Raw genomic sequence first — 18025 nt, 5'->3', positions numbered from 1 at the left:
ATGCGGTGAGCGCGGTCAGTACTCGCCTTTGATCACGAAGTAGGAGCCGCGGATAACGCCCGCCAGCTTCGACTTCTGGCGGGCGAACTTGAAGCGCGGCGCCAGTTCTTCCGGAATCTCCATGCCGTCGGCGAGTTTGAATCCGACCGCCCGCTTCCCGCCGTCGTCGACGCTGTACATGACATTGATCGACAGTCCCGACTCGTAGAAAACGTAGGCCATCCGCAAACCGTCAACCTCGAAGGCGGTCGCTTCTAGCGGCCGGGACCCGATGACGATGTCACGCTCCTCCCGGAGTATCCGGCTCACCCGCTCGACCACCTCCGGAACCTCGCTCGCGGGGCTCACCGTGAAGACGTGGTCGTACTTGTTCCGGTAATAGCGGGCCTCGTTGGCGCGCAACCCGGCGAGGGCCTCGGCGACCGGAGAGGACTCCAATCCGACTGTAGAGACGTTCCCGAAGTCAACGGTGTACGGCATGCAACCTCCTGGTAAGACGTAGTGGGACCAATGCTAACGCGACGACGTGCCAGCACTAGCCGAGTTCAGCGGCCACCCGACCGCCGTCGGGTCTTTCCTTCCTGCCGCGATGGGGCGATTCTGTAATTCCAAGCATGTTTGGAAGCGGTGTTAGGAGGAATCATGGCGCGGAAAAACGAAATCCCGGTCCCGCAGGCACCGCCCGAACCAAGTGTTGAACACCCGGAGAAAGTCCGGATCCTGGCCGAGGGCCGCGTAGTCAGCGACCGGCTGTGGAACGAAGACCTCGCCCCGGCCCGGCAGCGGAACTGGAGGGTTCGCAGCCTCTTCGCCCTCTGGATGTGCGACGTCCACAGCATCGCCGGCTACACCTTCGCCGCCGGACTCTTCATCACGGGTTTGGTGGGCTGGCAAGTGTTCCTGGCACTCGTCCTTGGCATCACCCTGGTCTACTTCCTCATGAACTTCGCCGGGACAGCGGGGCAGAAGACAGGCGTCCCGTATCCCGTCCTGGCGCGGATGTCCTTCGGCCTCTTCGGCGCCAACCTCGCCGCCCTGATCAGGGCACTCATCGCCATTGCCTGGTACGGCATCCAGACGTGGCTCGCCTCGGAAGCCGTGCTGGTGCTGCTGTTCTCGGTGTGGCCGCAACTGACCTCCCTGGACGGCCCGGACGTGCCACGCATCCTTGGCCTGACCCCGCTCGGTTGGGCGGCCTTCCTGGTCCTGTGGGCGGTCCAGTTGTTGGTCATCCGCAGGGGCATGGAGACGGTCCGGAGGTTCCAGGACTGGGCGGGTCCTGCCATTTGGGTGGCCATGTTCGCGCTGGCGGTCTACATCCTGACGCAGGCGGGCGACAAGTTCAGCCTGTCGATTCCAGGCGTCGCACCCCTGGATGGCGCGGCAGCCTTGAGCCAGTTCTTCTCGGCCATTGCCCTGACGGTCACCTACTTTGCTGCGCTGCTCCTGAACTTCTGCGACTTCTCCCGGTTCTCCCCGGATCGCAAAACCATCTTGCGCGGAAACTTCTGGGGACTGCCCGTGAACTTCATCGCGTTCGCTCTGGTCACGGTGGTGGTCACTGCCGGCGCGGCGTCCTACTTCACTGCAGACCAGTACCAGGGCCAGGACATGTTCAAGGTCATCACCGATCCCGTCGCGATCGTGCAAGCCATCAAGAATCCGTGGATCACCATCATCGCCGCCGTCACGTTTGTGGTGGCCACGATCGGCATCAACGTGGTGGCAAACTTTGTCTCGGCTTCCTACGACCTCGCCAACGTGGCCCCGCACCGGATCGACTTCCGCCGCGGTGGGCTGATCAGTGCCGTCTTGGCGATCGTGATCCTGCCGTGGAACCTCTTCAGCAGCCCCGTGGTCATCGTGTACTTCCTGGGTGGCCTCGGCGCGCTCCTCGGTCCCCTGTTCGGGGTCATCTTCACGGACTTCTTCCGCATCCGGCACCAGCGCTGCAAGGTCTCGGACCTGTACCACGAGGATGAGAAAGGCCTCTACTTCTACACAAAGGGCTGGAACCTCAAAGCGATCGCCGCACTGGTTCCGGCCGCCGTCGTCGCCGGGTTCATGGCGCTGGTTCCTGCACTGCAGACCTTCCTCCCGGGCGGCTCGGGCCTGGGCCCGTATTCATGGTTCGTGGGGGCCATCCTGGCCAGCGTCATCTACTACACAATCACCCGCAACGACCCGCGGACGCTCCGCGCCCGCACGGAGGAGCACGACTAAACTCAGCCCTCGGGGAACTCCGCGCCCAGTGCCGAGAGCACGCCGAATGCCTTGGTCCGGACTTCCTCGTACTCCTCCAGGGGCGTGGAATCCGCCGTGATGGCGCCTCCGACGCCGAGACTCAGCGTGCGTCCGCCGTCGCCGTCGGGACCCATCACCAAAGTCCGGATCACGACGGCGAGGTCCGTTGCCGCGTTGAGCGAGAAGTAGCCGATGGCGCCGGAGTAGACCCCGCGCGGGCCTGACTCCAGTTCGTCCAGGATGTCCATGGTGCTGATCTTCGGGGCGCCCGTCATGGAGCCGGCGGGGAACGCAGCTGCCACGGCCTCGGCGCGGGGGGCTCCCGGCCGCAGCTGGGCGTCGATGGTGCTCACCATCTGGTGCACCGTGGCGTAGCTTTCCACCGCGCACAGCCGGCTGACGGTCACGGATCCTGGCACGGCGAAATGGCTCAAATCGTTGCGGAGCAGGTCCACGATCATGATGTTCTCGGCACGGTCCTTGAGCGATGATTCAAGGCCTCGCCGCAGCGCTTCGTCAATGACGGGATCGTTGGCCCGGGCCCTGGTGCCCTTGATCGGCTCGGCCCGCATACCGCCATCGGAGGTGATCCGAAGGAAACGCTCGGGCGAGGTGCTGGCCACCGTCAGCTCGCCGAACCGCAAGTAGCTCGCGAACGGCGCCGGGTTGCGATGACGAAGCGCAAGGTAGCTCTCCCATGGGTCCAGTCCTGGATCCTTGGCGCTCACGGTGGTGGTCAGGCAGACCTCGTACGTGTTGCCCTCGGCGATCTCGTTTTGGGCGCCAGTGATCTTGCGCTTGTATTCGTCCTCGGTGTCCCGGCTGGAAAAGCTCGGAACCGGCGGCGTTCCCGGTGCGCGTACGTCCTTTCGCGGAGAGCGCACGACGGCGTGACGCACCCGGGCGAGCCACTCGGCGTCGTCGGGATCAAGGGTGAGGGCCCAGACATCGCCACTCTGGTGGTCGAGGACCACCGCGCGGCCGGCGAAGATCAATTGGGCGTCGGGGGTGTGCGCGCGTACGTTCGACCCGCCGGTCTCGCGCTTAAGTTCGTACCCGAGGTAGCCGAGCCAGCCGAGGGTGAAGCCGCATTCGTAGCCATCGGGGCCTTTGAGCGTTCGACGGCCCCACACCGAGTTGAGCCACCGGAAGAACAGCCCTTCGGCAGCCACGGATGCCTGGCCAGCCGTGATAGTGGTTACCCCATCGGAGTGCCTTGCCCATTGTCCGAAGGCCCCTGAATCGTCGGCCATGATGCTAAAACGGCGGCGATCTGCGCCCGGAGCCGTGCTGTCGCCCGAAGCATTGGAGGAATCCAGCCACACTGCCCGCGGCGAACCGCCGTACAGCTCGGAAAACAATGCGGCAGGATCCGCGAGCACGCCCTCATGGCGCTCGTAGTTCAAACTCAAACCGCGGCGTGCCGAGAGTTCGGGGGCCAGCACGGGGGAGAGCGAGGGGAGGTAGTTCAGCGCCTGGAGGACGTCTTCCGACGCATTGCCGTCCGCGCGGTTCCGGACCCTGATGTCCAGGTGTTCGAGGACGTCATCGGTCTCCAGCCACTCGTCTTCCTGGGATGCCCAGCTGTCCCAGAATTGCTCGTAAGTGCTGCCGTCCCTGGCCAATGCGCGGTGCTTGCGTTCGTCGTCGGGAGCGTCTACCCAAACCACGGCATCCAGCATGGGACGGGCGGCGCTGGCCGCGGCCCCGACGCCCTCCACAATGACGATTTCGGCGGGCAGGGTGACGTGGCTGCGGCCGTCATAGTGGTTCTGCCAATCCCAGCTGACCCACTCGGCCGCGTCGCCGTTGCGCAGCGGAGCCAGGACGGTGGTGACGTACCGCTCGATGCCCGCGGCGAGGCCGTTCCAGCCCGGATAAATGTCCTCAAGATGGAACAGCGATACCTTGTGATGCACGCGGAGACGAGCGGCAAGTTCGACGGCGAGCGTGGTCTTTCCGGCGCCGGAGCGGCCATCGACGGCGATGATCACGGGTGCTGGGGTCATGAAATAGAGCGTACCTGCTGTGGGTCGTAGTCCCGTCCCGGCTGCCCAGCGCCCTGATGGCCAGCGGCGAGGGCTGCCCGCGTGTGCGCGACGATCCCCGGGACGGCCGCCCTGATGAGGTTCCAGGTGACGTCGAAATCGTGGTGGCCGCCGTACCAGGGGTCCTCGATGCCCAGATCCAGGGTGCTCCGGCCCGCAACCGAGGGGTCGAAACTGCGCAGCATCCGGATTTTGGCGAGGGTTTGTGAGTCCGGGGCGGCCTCGTGTAGCCAGCCGTAGTGGTCCACGTCGAGCGCCAGGATCAGGTCCCGCTCCTGGAACCATTCCTGCCGCCAGCTCCTGGCAATGTGCGTCTCAGAGCGGATGCGGTGGGCTGAAAGGACCCGGGCGGCGCGTGGATCGATGGGGTGGCCGGCCTCGTATGAAGTAGTTCCCGCGGAGTCCACCACAACCGCCCCACCCAACCCTCCGGCGTCGAACGCTTCGGTCAACATCAGCTCAGCCATGGGCGAGCGGCAGATGTTCCCCGTGCAGACGGTGATGATGCGGTATGGGCTCGACGCTGAGTACATGGAGCAAGCATGGGGGATGCCACCCCGTCTTGGCTAGTCACAAGGGGCGGCAGTTTGCGGAATTTGTAAAGTCGCTGGTTGAGGGGTAAAAGCACGTGCTCGCCGGGGCTGACTTAGGTGCACACCAGATCACGACGGCGGTAGCCCGCCAGCCCGGCAACCACCAGAACGGCGGCGATCGCCAAGGTCCACCACGCCGGCAACCAGTCCGTTCCGGCGGAGAAAACGTGGGGCACCACATGGAAAGGGCTCGTATTCATCAGCCATTCGGGGGCCTTCAGTATGGGCCCGAAGAACGTCAGGGGCAGCCAGTAAACCAGGAGCAGCCAGGCCAAGGACCGAAGTCCGGGGGCGAGTCCGATGAGGGCGAGGGCCACTGCCACGGCGAGCCAGATGGCCGGAAGTTCCGCAGCGCCCTGCAGGACCACCTTGCCCACCTCGAGCGGAGAGCCGGAAGCGTTGGATGCGATGGCCAAGGCAAGGGAACAAACCACCATTCCCACCCCTGGAGCAACGATGGACAAGACCGCCGTCGGTATGACATGGCGCAGGCGTGACAGCGGGGCCGACAATACCCACTCTGACCTGCGCTCCTCTTCTTCCACGTAGAAACGGAGGGCGAGCTGGATGCCCAAAACCGCGCCGATGATTCCCAGTATCAGCACCAGGACTTCAACGAACCCGTAGACCAGTTGCTCCTCCGTGGTGACTCGGAACGCGATCAGCTGCCTGACGAACGGGTTGCCGGCAAAAGCGCTGCTCAAGGTTCCCGAGACCAAGCCGAACACCGTTCCAAGTACCAACAGGTTCACCCCCCAGCTCCAGAAGGGCAGGCGGTTCAGTCGCGAGGTCAGACCCCAGATCCCCGCCCGTCCCCGTGCGGGACCCGGCATGGTCGGAATCAGGCCAAGTCCAAAGTCCCGCCGCGATGACAGCCATGCGGCCAAGCCAACCAGCAGCACGCCGACGCCAACCAGAAGCATCATCGGCCTGGGGTCGTTGTCGGTCGCCGGACGGACGTGCTCCGCCCAGCCCATTGGGCTGGCCCAAAGCAGCCAGTTGGCGTCATTGAGCGTGTCACCCAACCCGCGCACAAGATAGCTGATGCCAAGCACGGTGTCCGCGAGGGTATTGGCGACGCGGGCCGCCGACCCTAGCTGCGCGGTGACTGCCGAGACTCCGGCGAAGGCCACTCCAGTACTACCCAGCACTCCCCCGAGGGAATAGGCCGACGCCGACGGCGCGCCAGCCAGCGTCAGCGTCGCACCCACCAGCAGGCCCACTGCAGCAGAGGCAAGCCAGGCGAGAAGGACTGCGGATGCCAGCCTTGCGTGCCTGCCTACGACGCCGGAGTCCAGCAGTTCGGCCTGCCCTGAGTCTTCGGCTGCCCGGGTATGCCGCGTCACGGTGAGAACCGCCATCAGGGCCGCGAAGAACATGCCGAACATCTGGAGCCGCCATGTGGTGAAGCCGATCGCGGTGCTGAGATCCGTTGCGGGACCCAAGAGCAAGGAGAAAGCCGGGTTGGTGGAAAGGCTCGACTGGAGCGCCAAGGCGTCGATTGGTGAAGGGAAAAGGGAGCCGTACAACGAATAGACAAGCACCGGAAGGATCCCGAAGACCAGAAACCAAGGCAACAGCTTCCAATGGTCCAAACGGATCGCGTGTCGCAGGAGGGGTAACGTCCCCGTGAATGCGCTGTTCATTGCGCGCGCCTGCGGCCGCCCCTGCCGAAGAACGATGTGTTCAGCCGGTCCGCGTCATCGGCCACGGGGTCATGTTGATCGCCGTAGTGCTGAAGGAACAGGTCCTCCAGGCTCGGAGGTGTGACCGCCAGTGCGGACATTCCGTGGCGGACAAGCACACTCATGGCGTCGCCAAGGGTTTCTGCGTCCACGCTGAAATGCACGCGGTTTCCCTCGACCCTGAGGTCCGTCACTCCGGGCAGCGCAGTTAGCACGCCGGCGCCGTCGCTGAGCGTCGCCGAGACGTTGGTACGGGTCAGGCGGCGCATCTCCTCAAGGCTGTTCGTCTCTACGACCTTGCCTTTGCGGATGATGCTGATACGGTCGGCCAGGGCCTCCACCTCGGCGAGGATATGGCTGGAGAGAAGCACTGTACGTCCCAAGGTGCGTTCCCGGTGGATTTCCTCCCGGAAAGTAGCCTCCATCAGGGGATCCAAGCCGGCAGTGGGTTCATCAAGGATCAAAAGCTCGGCGTTGGACGACAAGGCCGCCACGATGGCCACTTTTTGCCGGTTGCCCTTCGAATAGGTGTGCCCGCGTTTGGAAGGATCCAGATCGAGGGCTTCCAGGAGATCCTTGCGGCGCTTTTCATCCAAACCGCCGCGCAGCCTGCCGAGAAGATCGATGGCTTCGCCGCCCGTGAGGGTGGGCCAGATGCTGACGTCCCCGGGCACATAGGCAATGCGCCGATGCAGTGCGACGACGTCCCGCCACGGGTCCGCGCCAAGAACCTCTACGGCGCCTGAGTCGGCCCTGAGGAGTCCGAGGAGAATACGAAGCGTTGTCGACTTGCCTGCGCCGTTCGGCCCTAGAAAGCCATGGACCTCGCCTTCGCGGACCTCGAGATCCAGTCCGTCCAGGGCCCTGAACCGCCCGAACGATTTCACGAGCCCCGAAATGCTGACGGCGGCGGTCATGGAGTGAGCTTACTCCCGCGATGACAGCGCGGACAGGTGCAACGGAAGTGGTCTGCTGCACCTGCCTGAGGGCTCCCTGCCGGGATCTCTCGGGCGCCTGCGGGCGTCTTGCGGGTCAGGAAATCCGCAAGTGCTCCAGGACCTCCTCGGCGGCCGGGTAGGCGGCTTGGGTGCCCTTCTTCGTGGTGGCGAGCGCCGCGGCGACCGATGCGAACGCCGCGGCTTCCGCCAGGGTTTCACCCGCGGCGAGGCGGGCAGCCACGGCGCCGGTGAAGGCGTCTCCTGCGCCGGTGGTGTCCACGGCATTGACCTTGGTAGGCGCGATCCGGGAGATCTGTTCCCCGGATGCGGCGAGCGAATCCAACACCACCGAGCCATGGGAGCCGAGCGTAACCAATACCCGTTGCAATCCCCGCTCGGCGAACTGGCTTCGGACAGGCTCCCAGGCGCTTGCGTGCGCGCCCGGATGGGGCATCTCGGCGTCGCCCAGGAACATGGAGGCTTCGTGGGCGTTGACCAACAGCACATCGCTCAAGGCGGCAAGGCTTTGCGGAATCTCGGCGTAGGGCGAGAGGTTCAGCAGAACGGTTGCTCCGGCGTCGTGCGCTGTTTTGGCGGCAGCCTCGACAGTCTCGAGGCTGACCTCCAGGCAGAGACAGAGCACCGCGGCGTCGTCGAAGGCGTCCGCCGACACGTCCGCCGGGGCGAGCGTACCGTTGGCACCGGTCGAAATGATGATGTTGTTCTCGCCCTTCGCGTCCACCGCGATGACCGCGACCCCGGTGGCAGCATCCGCGGAACGGCGGACGCGCGACACGTCCACCCCGGCCCCTTCCGTGGAGGCGAGGAGCATGTCACCGTTGGAGTCGTTTCCGACCGCGCCGATCAGGCTCACCGTGCCGCCCAGCTTGCTCGCCGCGACGGCCTGGTTGGCGCTCTTGCCGCCGGGATTGACCGCGAAACCGTTGCCGTGCACGGTTTCGCCCGGGAGCGGGAGCCGCTCGCAATAGATGGTCAGGTCAGCGTTCAAGGACCCGACGACGACGATCCTGCTGGTCACTTTTCCACCTCGGCTTCGAGGGGCTTGGGAATCAGCAGCGACGCCGCGAAAGCGGCAACCGTGATGGCCAGGCCGACGACGACGACCGTCAAGTACGAGGCCTTGGCGCCACCGAGGGCTGACGTTGCCACGAGCACCGCCGGCAGGACCAGGAAGCTCAGGCCGGCGCCGAGGTTGAACGCGCCGGCGTTCATGCCGGGCAGGAAGCCGGGGTTTCCGGCGGGGGAGAGGACAACTCCGAGTCCGTTGAGCATGATGTTGACGGTACCGGCGTACATGATGCCGAGCAAGGCCGTTCCCACGATCATGAGGGGCAGGCTGCTGAGTCCGAAGAACGCGATGATGGCCAGAGCCGCGATGCTGCCCAGCATTCCGATGCGCAGGACTTTGGTGTAGCCGAGCACCGGCGCGAGCCGGCCGCTGATGGGTCCGAATACCCAGCCGAGAAGGGCGTACGGAGTGAGGATCACGAGCGACATCTCGGTGGGGCCAACGCCGAATCCCGGTGCTGCGGCCTGGACGTAAGCGGGGACGATGCCGTTGATGACTGCGAAGATGCCGGTCATGGCGAGGGTGGTGGTCAGCAGCGGTGCCCAGGTTGAGCGCTGGCGAAGGTGGATGGTTTCGACCATCGGCGCCTTCGAGCGTTTCTCCACTGTCCAGAAGGCGGCGAACGCGGCTGCCGCGATGACAATCAGCCCGATGGCCAGCATCAGCGTGCCGGAGGAGAAGGCGCCGACCAGCTTGGAACCCTCGTTGAGAGCCGTCAGGAGTGCGCCCACGGCGATCACGATGAAGAATACCCCGAGCCAGTCCATGATGGTGCCAGCGGCAGGCTTGCTCTCGCCAGCCAGGAGGGCGATCAGGGCCGTGGCCACGATTGCGAGGCCGACCATGAGCCAGAAGATGCTGCGGAATCCGAAGTGCTCGGCGAAGTAGCCGCCCACGAAGGAGTCGACGCCGGCAACGCCGCCGTTGACTGCCGTGATGAGGCCCATGAGGGCTCCGTACTTGCGTGGGTTGTTGACCGCGGAGCGCAGCATGATGAGGCACAACGGCACGGTGGGGCCGCTGACGCCCTGGATGATGCGGCCCACGAAGAGCCACGTGACGTCCGGGGCCATCGCCGCGATGACCGAGCCGACGGCCATCAGAAGCATCATGCCGAGGAGGATCTTCTTGCGGCCGACGATGTCGCTCAGGCGCGGCAGGAAGAGCGAGAACAGGGCTGCGGCCGTGAAGAACCAGGTCTGGGAGAGGCCGATGACCGCCTGGTCCGTGTGGAGCTCATTGCCCATGGTGACCAGGGCCGGGCTGAGCATTGACGCGTTGAGCTGGAAGGCCACGCAGGCAGCCAGCAGGGCGACCATGAGGGCTGTGACGTTGCCGCGGGTGGTCTTGGTTTCGTTGATCAGGGTGGTCATCTACTTGGCCTCTCCTACGATGCTGCCGGCAGCGGCGACGGTGGGTTCGACGGCGGTGGGTTCGACGACGGCGGTGGGCTGGGCGGCGTCGGGCTCTCCGATGCGGACGATCGCGTCGGTGACGAGATTCCAGAACTTCTCGTGATCGAGGTCGACGGCGACGGAGGTGTTGCAGTCAGCGGGTGCGGGGGCACGGAAATCGGCCACGGTCATGCCGAGGGTGAGCTTGCCCTGCAGTTCAATGTCGACGGGGACCTTGCGGGTAGTCATCACGGTGGGGTCGATGACGTAGGCCACGGCGCAGGGATCGTGCACCGGAGGATAGTCAAAGCCCTGGGCGTCTTTGTAGGTCTTGGTGAAGAACTCCATCAGTTCCATGACGAACTTCGCCGGCTTGGTGCCGACGGCCGCGATCTTCTCGACAACCTCCGGAGTGGCCAAGGCCTGGTGCGTGAGGTCCAAACCGACCATCACTACGGGCCACTTTTCGTTGAAGACGATGTGTGCGGCCTCGGGGTCGATAATGATGTTGAATTCGGCCACGGCGCTCCAGTTACCTATGTGGTAGCCGCCGCCCATGAGGACAACTTCCTTGACTCGTTCAACGATGCGCGGCTCCTTGCGGGCGGCCATGGCGATGTTGGTGAGTCCCGCAGTGGGGACCAGGGTCACGGTGCCCGGCTCGTGCGCCATGATGGTTTCAATGATGAGGTCGACGGCGTGGCGGGGGTCCAGCTCGATGGTGGACTGGGGCTGTTCGGGGCCGTCCATGCCGGTTTCGCCGTGGATGTCCGGCGCGGTTTCGATGGAGCGGACGAGTGGGCGGTCGCAGCCGGCGGCAAAGGGAACGCCTGTGATGCCTGCGATGGTGCCCACGGACAGGGCATTGCGGGTGACTTTTTCGAGGGTCTGGTTGCCGACCACTGTGGTGACGGCGAGCAGTTCGATGTCCGGGTTGCCGTGGGCCAGGAGCAGGGCCACGGCGTCGTCATGCCCGGGGTCGCAGTCCAGGATGATCTTCTTGCGTTCACGGGTCATGGTGTTGGGGTCCATGTTCATCTCCACGTCATTGGGGCCTGCCGAGGCAGGACGCTAAAGCATTCAGGGGAATTCTGGCACTGGCCCGCGGGTCGCGTCAAGCGCTTAACGCCGATCAGGTCAAGCGCTTGATGCCTTGCGGCGTGGGAATTGACCGGTTCCCGGCTACGATCGATGTATGGAATCGCCGGAACGAGTGCAACAAGCACCAGGCCGTACGCAGCGCGTGACCGCGGCGATGGTGGCCTCGCTGGCCGGGGTTTCCACCGCGACGGTGTCCCTGGTTGCCAACGGAAAAACCCAGGGCAGGGTGTCCGAGGACAACATTTCGCGCGTCCGCCAGGCCATCGCCGAACTTGGCTACGTGGTGGATGGCATCGGCAGTTCCTTGGCCAAGGGCGTCAGCTCGATTGTGATCCTTGTGGCGCCAGATATTTCCAACCCCTTTTTCGCCAAGGTCATCGCAGGGGTGCGGGAATCGCTCGGCTCCGAATACCAGCTTCTGCTCTCCGTGACCGACGCTGGTGAGTTTCCCCGCGCGGACGACGTCCGGAAGCTCCTTGCCCTTCGCCCGGCGGGCCTCCTGGTAGATGCGCCCAACGCGGCCTTCCTGGAGGAGCTGTCCGTTGCCGGGCCGCTGGTCCTTCTCGATGCCCCGGGCCTTGAGACCTACGCTCCGTCCGTGAACCTCGATGTTGCCCATGGCGCCCGTGAATTGGCCGCACACCTGGCTGCCTCCGGACATAAACGCGTGGCCTACGTGGACAGCGTGACTGGAACGGCAACGTTCGAAGTGCGCCGGGCCGCGTTCTTGGATGAGGCAAATTCCTGCGGTATTTCCGTTGCGGACGCGCACATCATCAGTACCACTATCGACGTCGGCGCTGCCGCGGCTGCCTTTGCTGCTGCATGGCCGGACTGGCAGCGCGCCGGGGTCACCGCCGTCGTCTGCGGAACGGACACGCATGCCTACGGTGTGCTGCAGGAAGCCCGCGTGGCTGGTGTCCGGATTCCGGAGGAACTTGCGGTTGCCGGCTTCGACGATTTGCCGTATTCGGCGACAAGCAACCCGAGCCTGACCAGTGTGCATTTGCCAGCCACGCCCCTGGGACTCAAGGCCGGCGAACAGCTCCGGGGACTGATGGAAGGCCGTGAGCTGGAACAGCCGCAGCTAACGCTGGAGAGTTCGTTGGTGGTGCGGGGTTCTACCGCGTAGGCCAGGTGGTTTTTCGGCAGTGGTGGCGTTAGTGGATGACGGCCAGCAGCACGCCCACCGACATGAACAGCACGCCGAAAGTGCGGTTGAGGACCTTCTGCCCATGCTCGTTGTGGGTGAACCGTTGGAATGAACGGGCTGCCAAAGCGAAGAAGAACCACATGACGCAGATGTCGATGAAGACGATCGTGGTGCTGAGGATCAGATACTGCGGAATCAGTGGCTGTTCGGGGCGGATGAACTGCGGCATGAAGGCGAGGAAGAAGACGATCGCCTTGGGGTTGAGCAGGTTGACCCAGACGCCCCGCTGAAACATGGACCAGGCCGGCTCGTTCCGCCGGGCCTCCACCTTTTCCTTGTCCAGGTCCGGCCGGTGCAGGAACTGCCGAATGCCCATGTACACCAGGTAGGCAGCCCCCGTGTAGCGGATGACGTTGAAGACCACCGGCGAGCTGGAGACCAGAACACCTACCCCGAGCGCGACGATCAGGATGTGGATGATCAGCGCCGCCTGTTGGCCTAGTACTCCCCAGATGGAGCGGCGGAATCCGGAGTTGAGCGAATTGCTCATGGTGGAGATGGCGCCCGCGCCGGGAGTGAAACTTATCAGGGTGCCAGCGCCTACTAGGGCCAGCCAAAGCGAAATCTGCACCGATCCAGCTTATGCCCGCAGGATACGGTGTCCGGACGGGCGGCCAAATCGAGGAGGAGCGGCCCTATTGCGCGACCAAATCGACGAGGCGTGATCCTGAGGCGCGGCTACCAGATTGTGGTTACGAGCTTGAATTCCTGGAGCGCTCGATCGGACGTCACTAGCGTCAAGCCTTCGACGGCGGCCTGCGCAGCAATCATCCGGTCGAAAGGGTCCCTGTGCTGCCAATCAAACGACGCCGCAGCGAGGGCATGCTCTGCGGTCAGGCTCAGTTCCTCGGTGACCACACGCTTCACGTGCCGACGGTAACCCGTCATGATCGGATCCAACGCGGCGAGGCGGCCGCGTGAGTACTTGTAAGCCAGTTCATAGGCGGAGGCGGCTGAGGCGAAAGTTCGATTTTCGAGATCCTCGATGATCGACCGGGCTGTTCCGGACAATTGGTCTGGCCTGGTCATGGCGAGCACCAACGCCTTGGAATCCAAGAGAAACGCGGTCATTCCCACTCCGCCAGTTCTTGCTCCGTCAGAGGGTTGAACAAGTTGTCAGGAAGATCGATCTGACCCAGAAAGCGGTGGACGCTTCTGGCTGTTTCGCTCCGACGCCTACTCACAATGGCCAAACTTCGAATGTACCCAGTGAGTCATCGTGTCCGGGAGATCGTCTCCCGATGCATATTGGTCAAAGTAGGAGTGGGGGCCCGCGGACATGTACCCGGTTTCGTCGATCCCAAAATGGCCGATCATGAGAAGTCCCCGCCTTGCGGCTGCCTCTGACAGAACCTTCGCTTCCGCGAGGATTGGCTGTTCATCGAAGTAGTCGTCCTCTGCCCAGATTCCGGCGTGGGCAATGGCGAAGTACTTGGTGCCCTCTAGATCCAGGTGTTCCAAGATGGCTTCCTGGAACGTCCCCAGGCTACCGCTGAAGGACTCCGTGACGACTCTGATGCTCTCCAGCTGAAGCTCGGCGTCAAGGCCGATCACCACGAGCCTTGGGAACAGTTTTCCTTCTTGAACAATGAGCGGACGGGCGAGGAGCTCGAGGTCAAAGCCTGCTTGAATAATCATGTTTCGAGGCTATTCGCGGCCGTGAAACTGGGACAGGGGTCACTATGCCTATGTGGACAACTGCCCCAGTTTGGCCGCCTTCACGAGGAGGTACTGCCGCTCCGGCAGGCTCCCCGTCTTCTTCGCTGCGGCAAGAAAGTGCTCCCGCGCCCCCACAAGATCCCCGGACATTTCGAGCAAGTGCCCGCGGACGGCGTCGAGCCTGTGCCAGTCTTTCAGCCCCTCCTCAAGCCCATCCAGTACCCCAAGGGCCGTCCGTGGCCCTTCCACCATTGCCACCGCAACCGCCCGGTTGAGCGTCACGACGGGGCTTGGGGACATGGCATCGAGAACCGTGTATAGAGCCAGGATTTGCGGCCAATCGGTCTGGTCCGCTGAAGCCGCCTCTGCATGGACCGCAGCGATGGCGGCCTGCAATTGGTAAGGCTCCGGACGCCCAACTCCCAGAACCGATGACAAGAGTTCAAGGCCCTCGGCGATCTGCGTCGCGTCCCACAACCCGCGGTCCTGCTCGGCGAGAGGTACGAGCATCCCGTCCGGCAGCGACCTCGCCCGGCGTCGTGCATCGGTGAGGAGCATGAGGGCCAGCAGTCCGGCCACCTCGAGCTCGTTCGGGAGCAGCCCCCACAGAAGCCGCCCAAGGCGGATGGCCTCCGCGGTGAGTTCTTCGCGCTGCATGGATGGCCCGGAACTCGCCGCGTAGCCTTCGTTGAAGATCATGTACAGGACATGGAGTACGACGCCGAGCCGCGCCTTGCGCTCCGCGGCTACAGGGAGCTCGAAATGGGCCCCCGCCTTCTTGATGCTCTGCTTCGCCCTGCTGATCCGCTGCCCCATAGTGGCTTCCGGGACGAGGAACGCGCTGGCGATTTCCGCCGTCGTGAGCCCCCCAACTGCCCTCAATGTCAGTGCCAGCTGCGAGGGTGCTGAGAGAGCGGGGTGGCAACAGAGGAAAAGGAGGGTGAGGGTATCTTCTGCAAACCCGTCCATGTCACTGCCTTGGGAGGCGTCCTCGCTGGGCGGCGGTTCCAGGGCCGCGGCACGTTCCTCGCGAGCCTGCCGGGAACTCTCGCTGCGCCAGTGGTCCACCAAGCGACGGGCGGCTACCGTGACCAGCCACGCCCTGGGACTGTCCGGGACGCCGGACGTGGGCCATTGCAATGACGCCTCCAGCAGTGCTTCCTGGACAGCGTCCTCGCACTCGGCGAATTGGCCATGCCTGCGCACGAGCACGCCAAGGACCTGCGGCGCGAGCGTGCGCAGCAGGTCCTCGAACGTGGATCCTCCGGAAGGCTCGGCCAAACGCTACACCTCCGGCGGCTCGTCCTGGACACGGCGAAGCTCCACGACGGGCGCGTACTTCACGATGCTGGAGCAGATCTCCACGGCCCGTTCCTCGCTGGCCACGTCCACCACCCAGTAGCCGATCAGGGATTCCTTGGCTTCGGCGAAAGGCCCGTCGGTGGTGATGACCCCGTTGTCCGTTTGCTTGACCAGTTTGGCGGTGCTGGCATCGGCCAATCCGGCGTTGAAAACCATCTCGCCGGAATCCGTGAGGTCCTTGTCGATCTGGATCATGAACCCGATCATTTCCTTGATCCATTCGGGATCGGCGGTTTCCATCATGCCCTCGGCAGAACCAAACATCATGATCATGTATTTCATCTCGAACTCCTTGTGAGGGGCGCTCCGTTTGGGGCGCTTTCATTCATGGGTCGGAACTGCAGGTTGGTTTTCGACATGGGTCGATGGAATTTCCCAAAAACTCTTGGCGGGCCCCTACGCCCGTGCGATGACTTCGCCGTTCGGGATCAAGAAGAAGCCGTCATCCGTGGAGCCCCAGCGGTGCCAACCGGCGGCGATCCGGGCCAGGTCTGCCTCGTTGGCCAGGCCGTATTCCAGCGCTTGTTCGGCAAAAGCGGAGTGCAGGACGCGCTCGCTCCACACCCGGGACTGCCAGCGGCGCTGCTGCGCGGTAGCGTACAGCCAGTTGCTGCTGGAGGGCGCGACGTCGGTGAAGCCCGCCTGTTGCGCCCAGGACACGAGCCGACGCCCGGCATCGGGCTCTGCTCCGTTCCGGCGGGCGATCTTCTGGTAGAGCTCCATCCAATCGTCGAGCTCGCGGACTTCCGGGTACCAGCTCATGCCGTGGAAATCGGCGTCGCGCACCGCCACGATGGCACCGGGCTTGGCGACCCGCCGCATTTCCCGCAATGCGGCCACGGGATCGGTCAGGTGCTGCAGGACTTGGTGCGCGTGGACGAGGTCGAAAGTTTCGTCCTCGAAGTCCAGATCGTAGATGTTGCCGGTCACGAATTCCACGTTTTCCACGCCGCGCTCGGACGCGAGCGCGGCGGCCTGGGCCACGATCTCGGCGGAACGGTCCAGTCCGACTACTTTCGCGGGAGCCACCAGCTCCGCGAAGTCGCAGGTGATGCTCCCAGGTCCGCATCCGACGTCGAGCACTGACGTCCCGGCGGTGAGATGCGGGATGACAAACGCGGCAGAGTTCTCGGCTGTGCGGGAGGCATGGGCGCGTACGACGGACTCGTGGTGGCCGTGTGTGTAAACGTCTTCAGGCTTCTGCTCGTTCATAGGGAAACGCTACCCCGGTGGAGTCGAAAGCGAGCGGAATTCCACCACTGGCTCGCAATTGTTGTCGCTACAGGCCCGCAACACGACTGCGGTGACGGACCATCATCCCGACGTTCGCTCACATCTAGTGAGCGAGCGTTGTCGGAAACCGGGCGATAAGTGAGCGAGCGTTGTGGGGGAGCGCGCCGGCGTAGGGTCCTCGGGGAAGGACCCTATTCCTCAGGCCGGTTCCGGTAGGCGGCAAGGAATGTCGCGATCCTGCGCACGGCCTCCTCGATCTCCCGAACGGAGGGCAGGATGACAAAGCGGAAGTGGTCCGGGGTGGGCCAGTTGAAGGCCGAGCCGTGGGAGACCAGGATCTTCTGGTCCTGCAGGAGGTCCAAGACGAATTTCTCGTCGCTCTCTATCGGGTAGATCTCAGGATCCAGGCGGGGGAACAGGTACATGGCCCCGGCCGCTGGAACGCAGCTCACTCCGGGGATCGCAGTGAGGAGCTTCAAGGCCAGGTCCCGTTGCTCCCGGAGCCGGCCGCCGGGTTTGATGAGTTCCTCGATGCTTTGGTAGCCGCCCAAGCAGGTCTGGATGGCGTGCTGCGCAGGCACGTTGGAACACAACCGGAGTGACGCCAGGAGCTCCAATGCTTCACGGTATTCAGCGGTGGCAGCGTGCGGACCGGTCACTGCGACCCATCCTGCGCGGTAGCCCGGCATCCGGTAGGCCTTGGAGAGGCCGCTGAATGTCAGGATGCAGATATCGTCTGCGATGGACGCGGTGTGGATGTGCTGGGCGTCTTCGTAGCGGATCTTCTCGTAGATCTCGTCCGAGAACAGGACAAGATCGTGCTTGCGTGCCAGTGCCGCGAACTGCTCCAGGATGTGGCGGGGGTATACCGCACCCGTGGGGTTGTTCGGGTTGATGATGACGATTGCCTTGGTGCGCTTGGTGATCTTGGCTTCGACGTCGGACATGTCCGGCCACCAATTCTGGCCCTCATCGCAGAGATAATGCACCGGCTTGCCGCCCGTGAGGGTCACTGTGGCCGTCCACAGCGGATAGTCCGGCGCGGGGATGAGGACCTCGTCGCCGTTCTCCAGGAAAGCCTGCAGCGTCATGGAGATCAGTTCGCTGACGCCGTTACCGATGAAGATATCCTCCACGCCGATGTTCATCAGGTTCTTGGTCTGGTAGTACTGCGAAATCGCGGTCCGCGCCGTAAAGATACCTTTCGAATCGCTATACCCCTGGGCGCCGCGGAGGTGGTGGATCATGTCCACCACAACGGACTCCGGCGCTTCCAGGCCAAATGGCGCCGTATCCCCGAGATTCATCTTGAGGATGCGGTGCCCTTCGGCCTCCATGGTCTTGGCCGCTTGGAGGATGGGCCCACGGAGTTCATAGCGGACGTTCTGGAGTTTGCTGGAGTGCTGCATCGGACGCATGGTTGATCATTGCATGTCCGGCGCTTGACCGCCCGTGATGACGTGTG

17 protein-coding genes are annotated in these 18025 nt (G+C 64.0%); 2 read left to right on the top strand and 15 right to left on the bottom strand.

Annotated elements, in window-relative coordinates:
- Positions 1-15: 15 nt before the first annotated feature.
- Positions 16-480: a phage tail protein gene (locus HNP00_RS12880; RefSeq protein ID WP_184739661.1), complete on the bottom strand. Its 465-nt coding sequence runs from the start codon at positions 478-480 to the stop codon at positions 16-18.
- A gap of 162 nt (positions 481-642) precedes the next feature.
- Between HNP00_RS12880 and HNP00_RS12875 the strand changes: the two genes are divergently transcribed.
- Complete coding sequence (locus tag HNP00_RS12875; RefSeq protein ID WP_184739659.1) at positions 643-2223, top strand: NCS1 family nucleobase:cation symporter-1; 1581 nt, start codon at positions 643-645, stop codon at positions 2221-2223.
- A 2-nt stretch (positions 2224-2225) separates the two neighbouring features.
- Here HNP00_RS12875 and pabB read toward each other — a convergent pair whose 3' ends face one another.
- The 7 genes from pabB to HNP00_RS12840 all read right to left on the bottom strand — a co-directional run bounded on the left by pabB (position 2226) and on the right by HNP00_RS12840 (position 11024).
- Positions 2226-4253 (bottom strand): aminodeoxychorismate synthase component I, encoded by a 2028-nt coding sequence (pabB, locus tag HNP00_RS12870; RefSeq protein WP_184739657.1) that lies wholly within the window; start codon positions 4251-4253, stop codon positions 2226-2228.
- Positions 4250-4825, bottom strand: a complete 576-nt coding sequence (locus HNP00_RS12865; RefSeq protein ID WP_184739655.1) for a low molecular weight protein-tyrosine-phosphatase — start codon at positions 4823-4825, stop codon at positions 4250-4252. The genes pabB and HNP00_RS12865 overlap by 4 nt, the downstream gene beginning before the upstream one ends.
- Positions 4826-4938: 113 nt before the next feature.
- A complete protein-coding gene (locus tag HNP00_RS12860; protein ID WP_184739653.1) occupies positions 4939-6531 on the bottom strand; it encodes an ABC transporter permease in 1593 nt (530 codons plus the stop codon).
- The gene (locus HNP00_RS12855; RefSeq protein WP_184739651.1) at positions 6528-7487 is read right to left on the bottom strand and encodes an ABC transporter ATP-binding protein; all 960 of its coding nucleotides are present in this window, start codon (positions 7485-7487) and stop codon (positions 6528-6530) included. Before HNP00_RS12855 ends, HNP00_RS12860 begins: the two co-directional genes overlap by 4 nt.
- A 115-nt stretch (positions 7488-7602) precedes the next feature.
- Positions 7603-8547, bottom strand: coding sequence for a ribokinase (locus HNP00_RS12850; protein WP_184739649.1), 945 nt, complete (start codon positions 8545-8547; stop codon positions 7603-7605).
- Positions 8544-9971: an MFS transporter gene (locus HNP00_RS12845; protein ID WP_184739647.1), complete on the bottom strand. Its 1428-nt coding sequence runs from the start codon at positions 9969-9971 to the stop codon at positions 8544-8546. The genes HNP00_RS12850 and HNP00_RS12845 overlap by 4 nt, the downstream gene beginning before the upstream one ends.
- Positions 9972-11024 (bottom strand): nucleoside hydrolase, encoded by a 1053-nt coding sequence (locus tag HNP00_RS12840; protein WP_260404952.1) that lies wholly within the window; start codon positions 11022-11024, stop codon positions 9972-9974.
- Between the two features lie 163 nt (positions 11025-11187).
- Between HNP00_RS12840 and HNP00_RS12835 the strand changes: the two genes are divergently transcribed.
- Positions 11188-12225, top strand: a complete 1038-nt coding sequence (locus tag HNP00_RS12835) for a LacI family DNA-binding transcriptional regulator (protein ID WP_395893819.1) — start codon at positions 11188-11190, stop codon at positions 12223-12225.
- A 28-nt stretch (positions 12226-12253) separates the two neighbouring features.
- On the opposite strand, the gene HNP00_RS12830 is transcribed toward HNP00_RS12835, so the two are convergent.
- From HNP00_RS12830 to HNP00_RS12800, 7 genes are all read right to left on the bottom strand, one after another.
- Positions 12254-12877 carry a LysE family transporter gene (locus tag HNP00_RS12830; RefSeq protein WP_184739645.1) on the bottom strand — a complete coding sequence of 208 codons (624 nt, stop codon included), beginning with the start codon at positions 12875-12877 and terminating at the stop codon, positions 12254-12256.
- A gap of 107 nt (positions 12878-12984) precedes the next feature.
- Positions 12985-13377 (bottom strand): type II toxin-antitoxin system VapC family toxin, encoded by a 393-nt coding sequence (locus HNP00_RS12825; RefSeq protein ID WP_221451470.1) that lies wholly within the window; start codon positions 13375-13377, stop codon positions 12985-12987.
- A gap of 105 nt (positions 13378-13482) precedes the next feature.
- Complete coding sequence (locus HNP00_RS12820) at positions 13483-13944, bottom strand: hypothetical protein (protein ID WP_184739641.1); 462 nt, start codon at positions 13942-13944, stop codon at positions 13483-13485.
- Positions 13945-13992: 48 nt separating this feature from the next.
- Positions 13993-15246 carry an RNA polymerase sigma factor gene (locus HNP00_RS12815; RefSeq protein WP_184739639.1) on the bottom strand — a complete coding sequence of 418 codons (1254 nt, stop codon included), beginning with the start codon at positions 15244-15246 and terminating at the stop codon, positions 13993-13995.
- Positions 15247-15249: 3 nt separating this feature from the next.
- Entirely contained in the window at positions 15250-15609 is a 360-nt protein-coding gene (locus HNP00_RS12810) for a YciI family protein (RefSeq protein ID WP_184739637.1), read from the bottom strand.
- 114 nt (positions 15610-15723) lie between these two features.
- The gene (locus HNP00_RS12805) at positions 15724-16539 is read right to left on the bottom strand and encodes a methyltransferase domain-containing protein (protein ID WP_184739635.1); all 816 of its coding nucleotides are present in this window, start codon (positions 16537-16539) and stop codon (positions 15724-15726) included.
- 212 nt (positions 16540-16751) lie between these two features.
- A complete protein-coding gene (locus tag HNP00_RS12800) occupies positions 16752-17978 on the bottom strand; it encodes a pyridoxal phosphate-dependent aminotransferase (protein WP_184739633.1) in 1227 nt (408 codons plus the stop codon).
- Positions 17979-18025 lie beyond the last annotated feature (47 nt).

The sequence above is a fragment of the Arthrobacter sp. AZCC_0090 genome (assembly GCF_014207375.1).
Lineage (GTDB): Bacteria > Actinomycetota > Actinomycetes > Actinomycetales > Micrococcaceae > Arthrobacter.
Note: the sequence above shows the minus strand (reverse complement) of the source record. Positions and strands in the feature narration are given on the sequence as shown.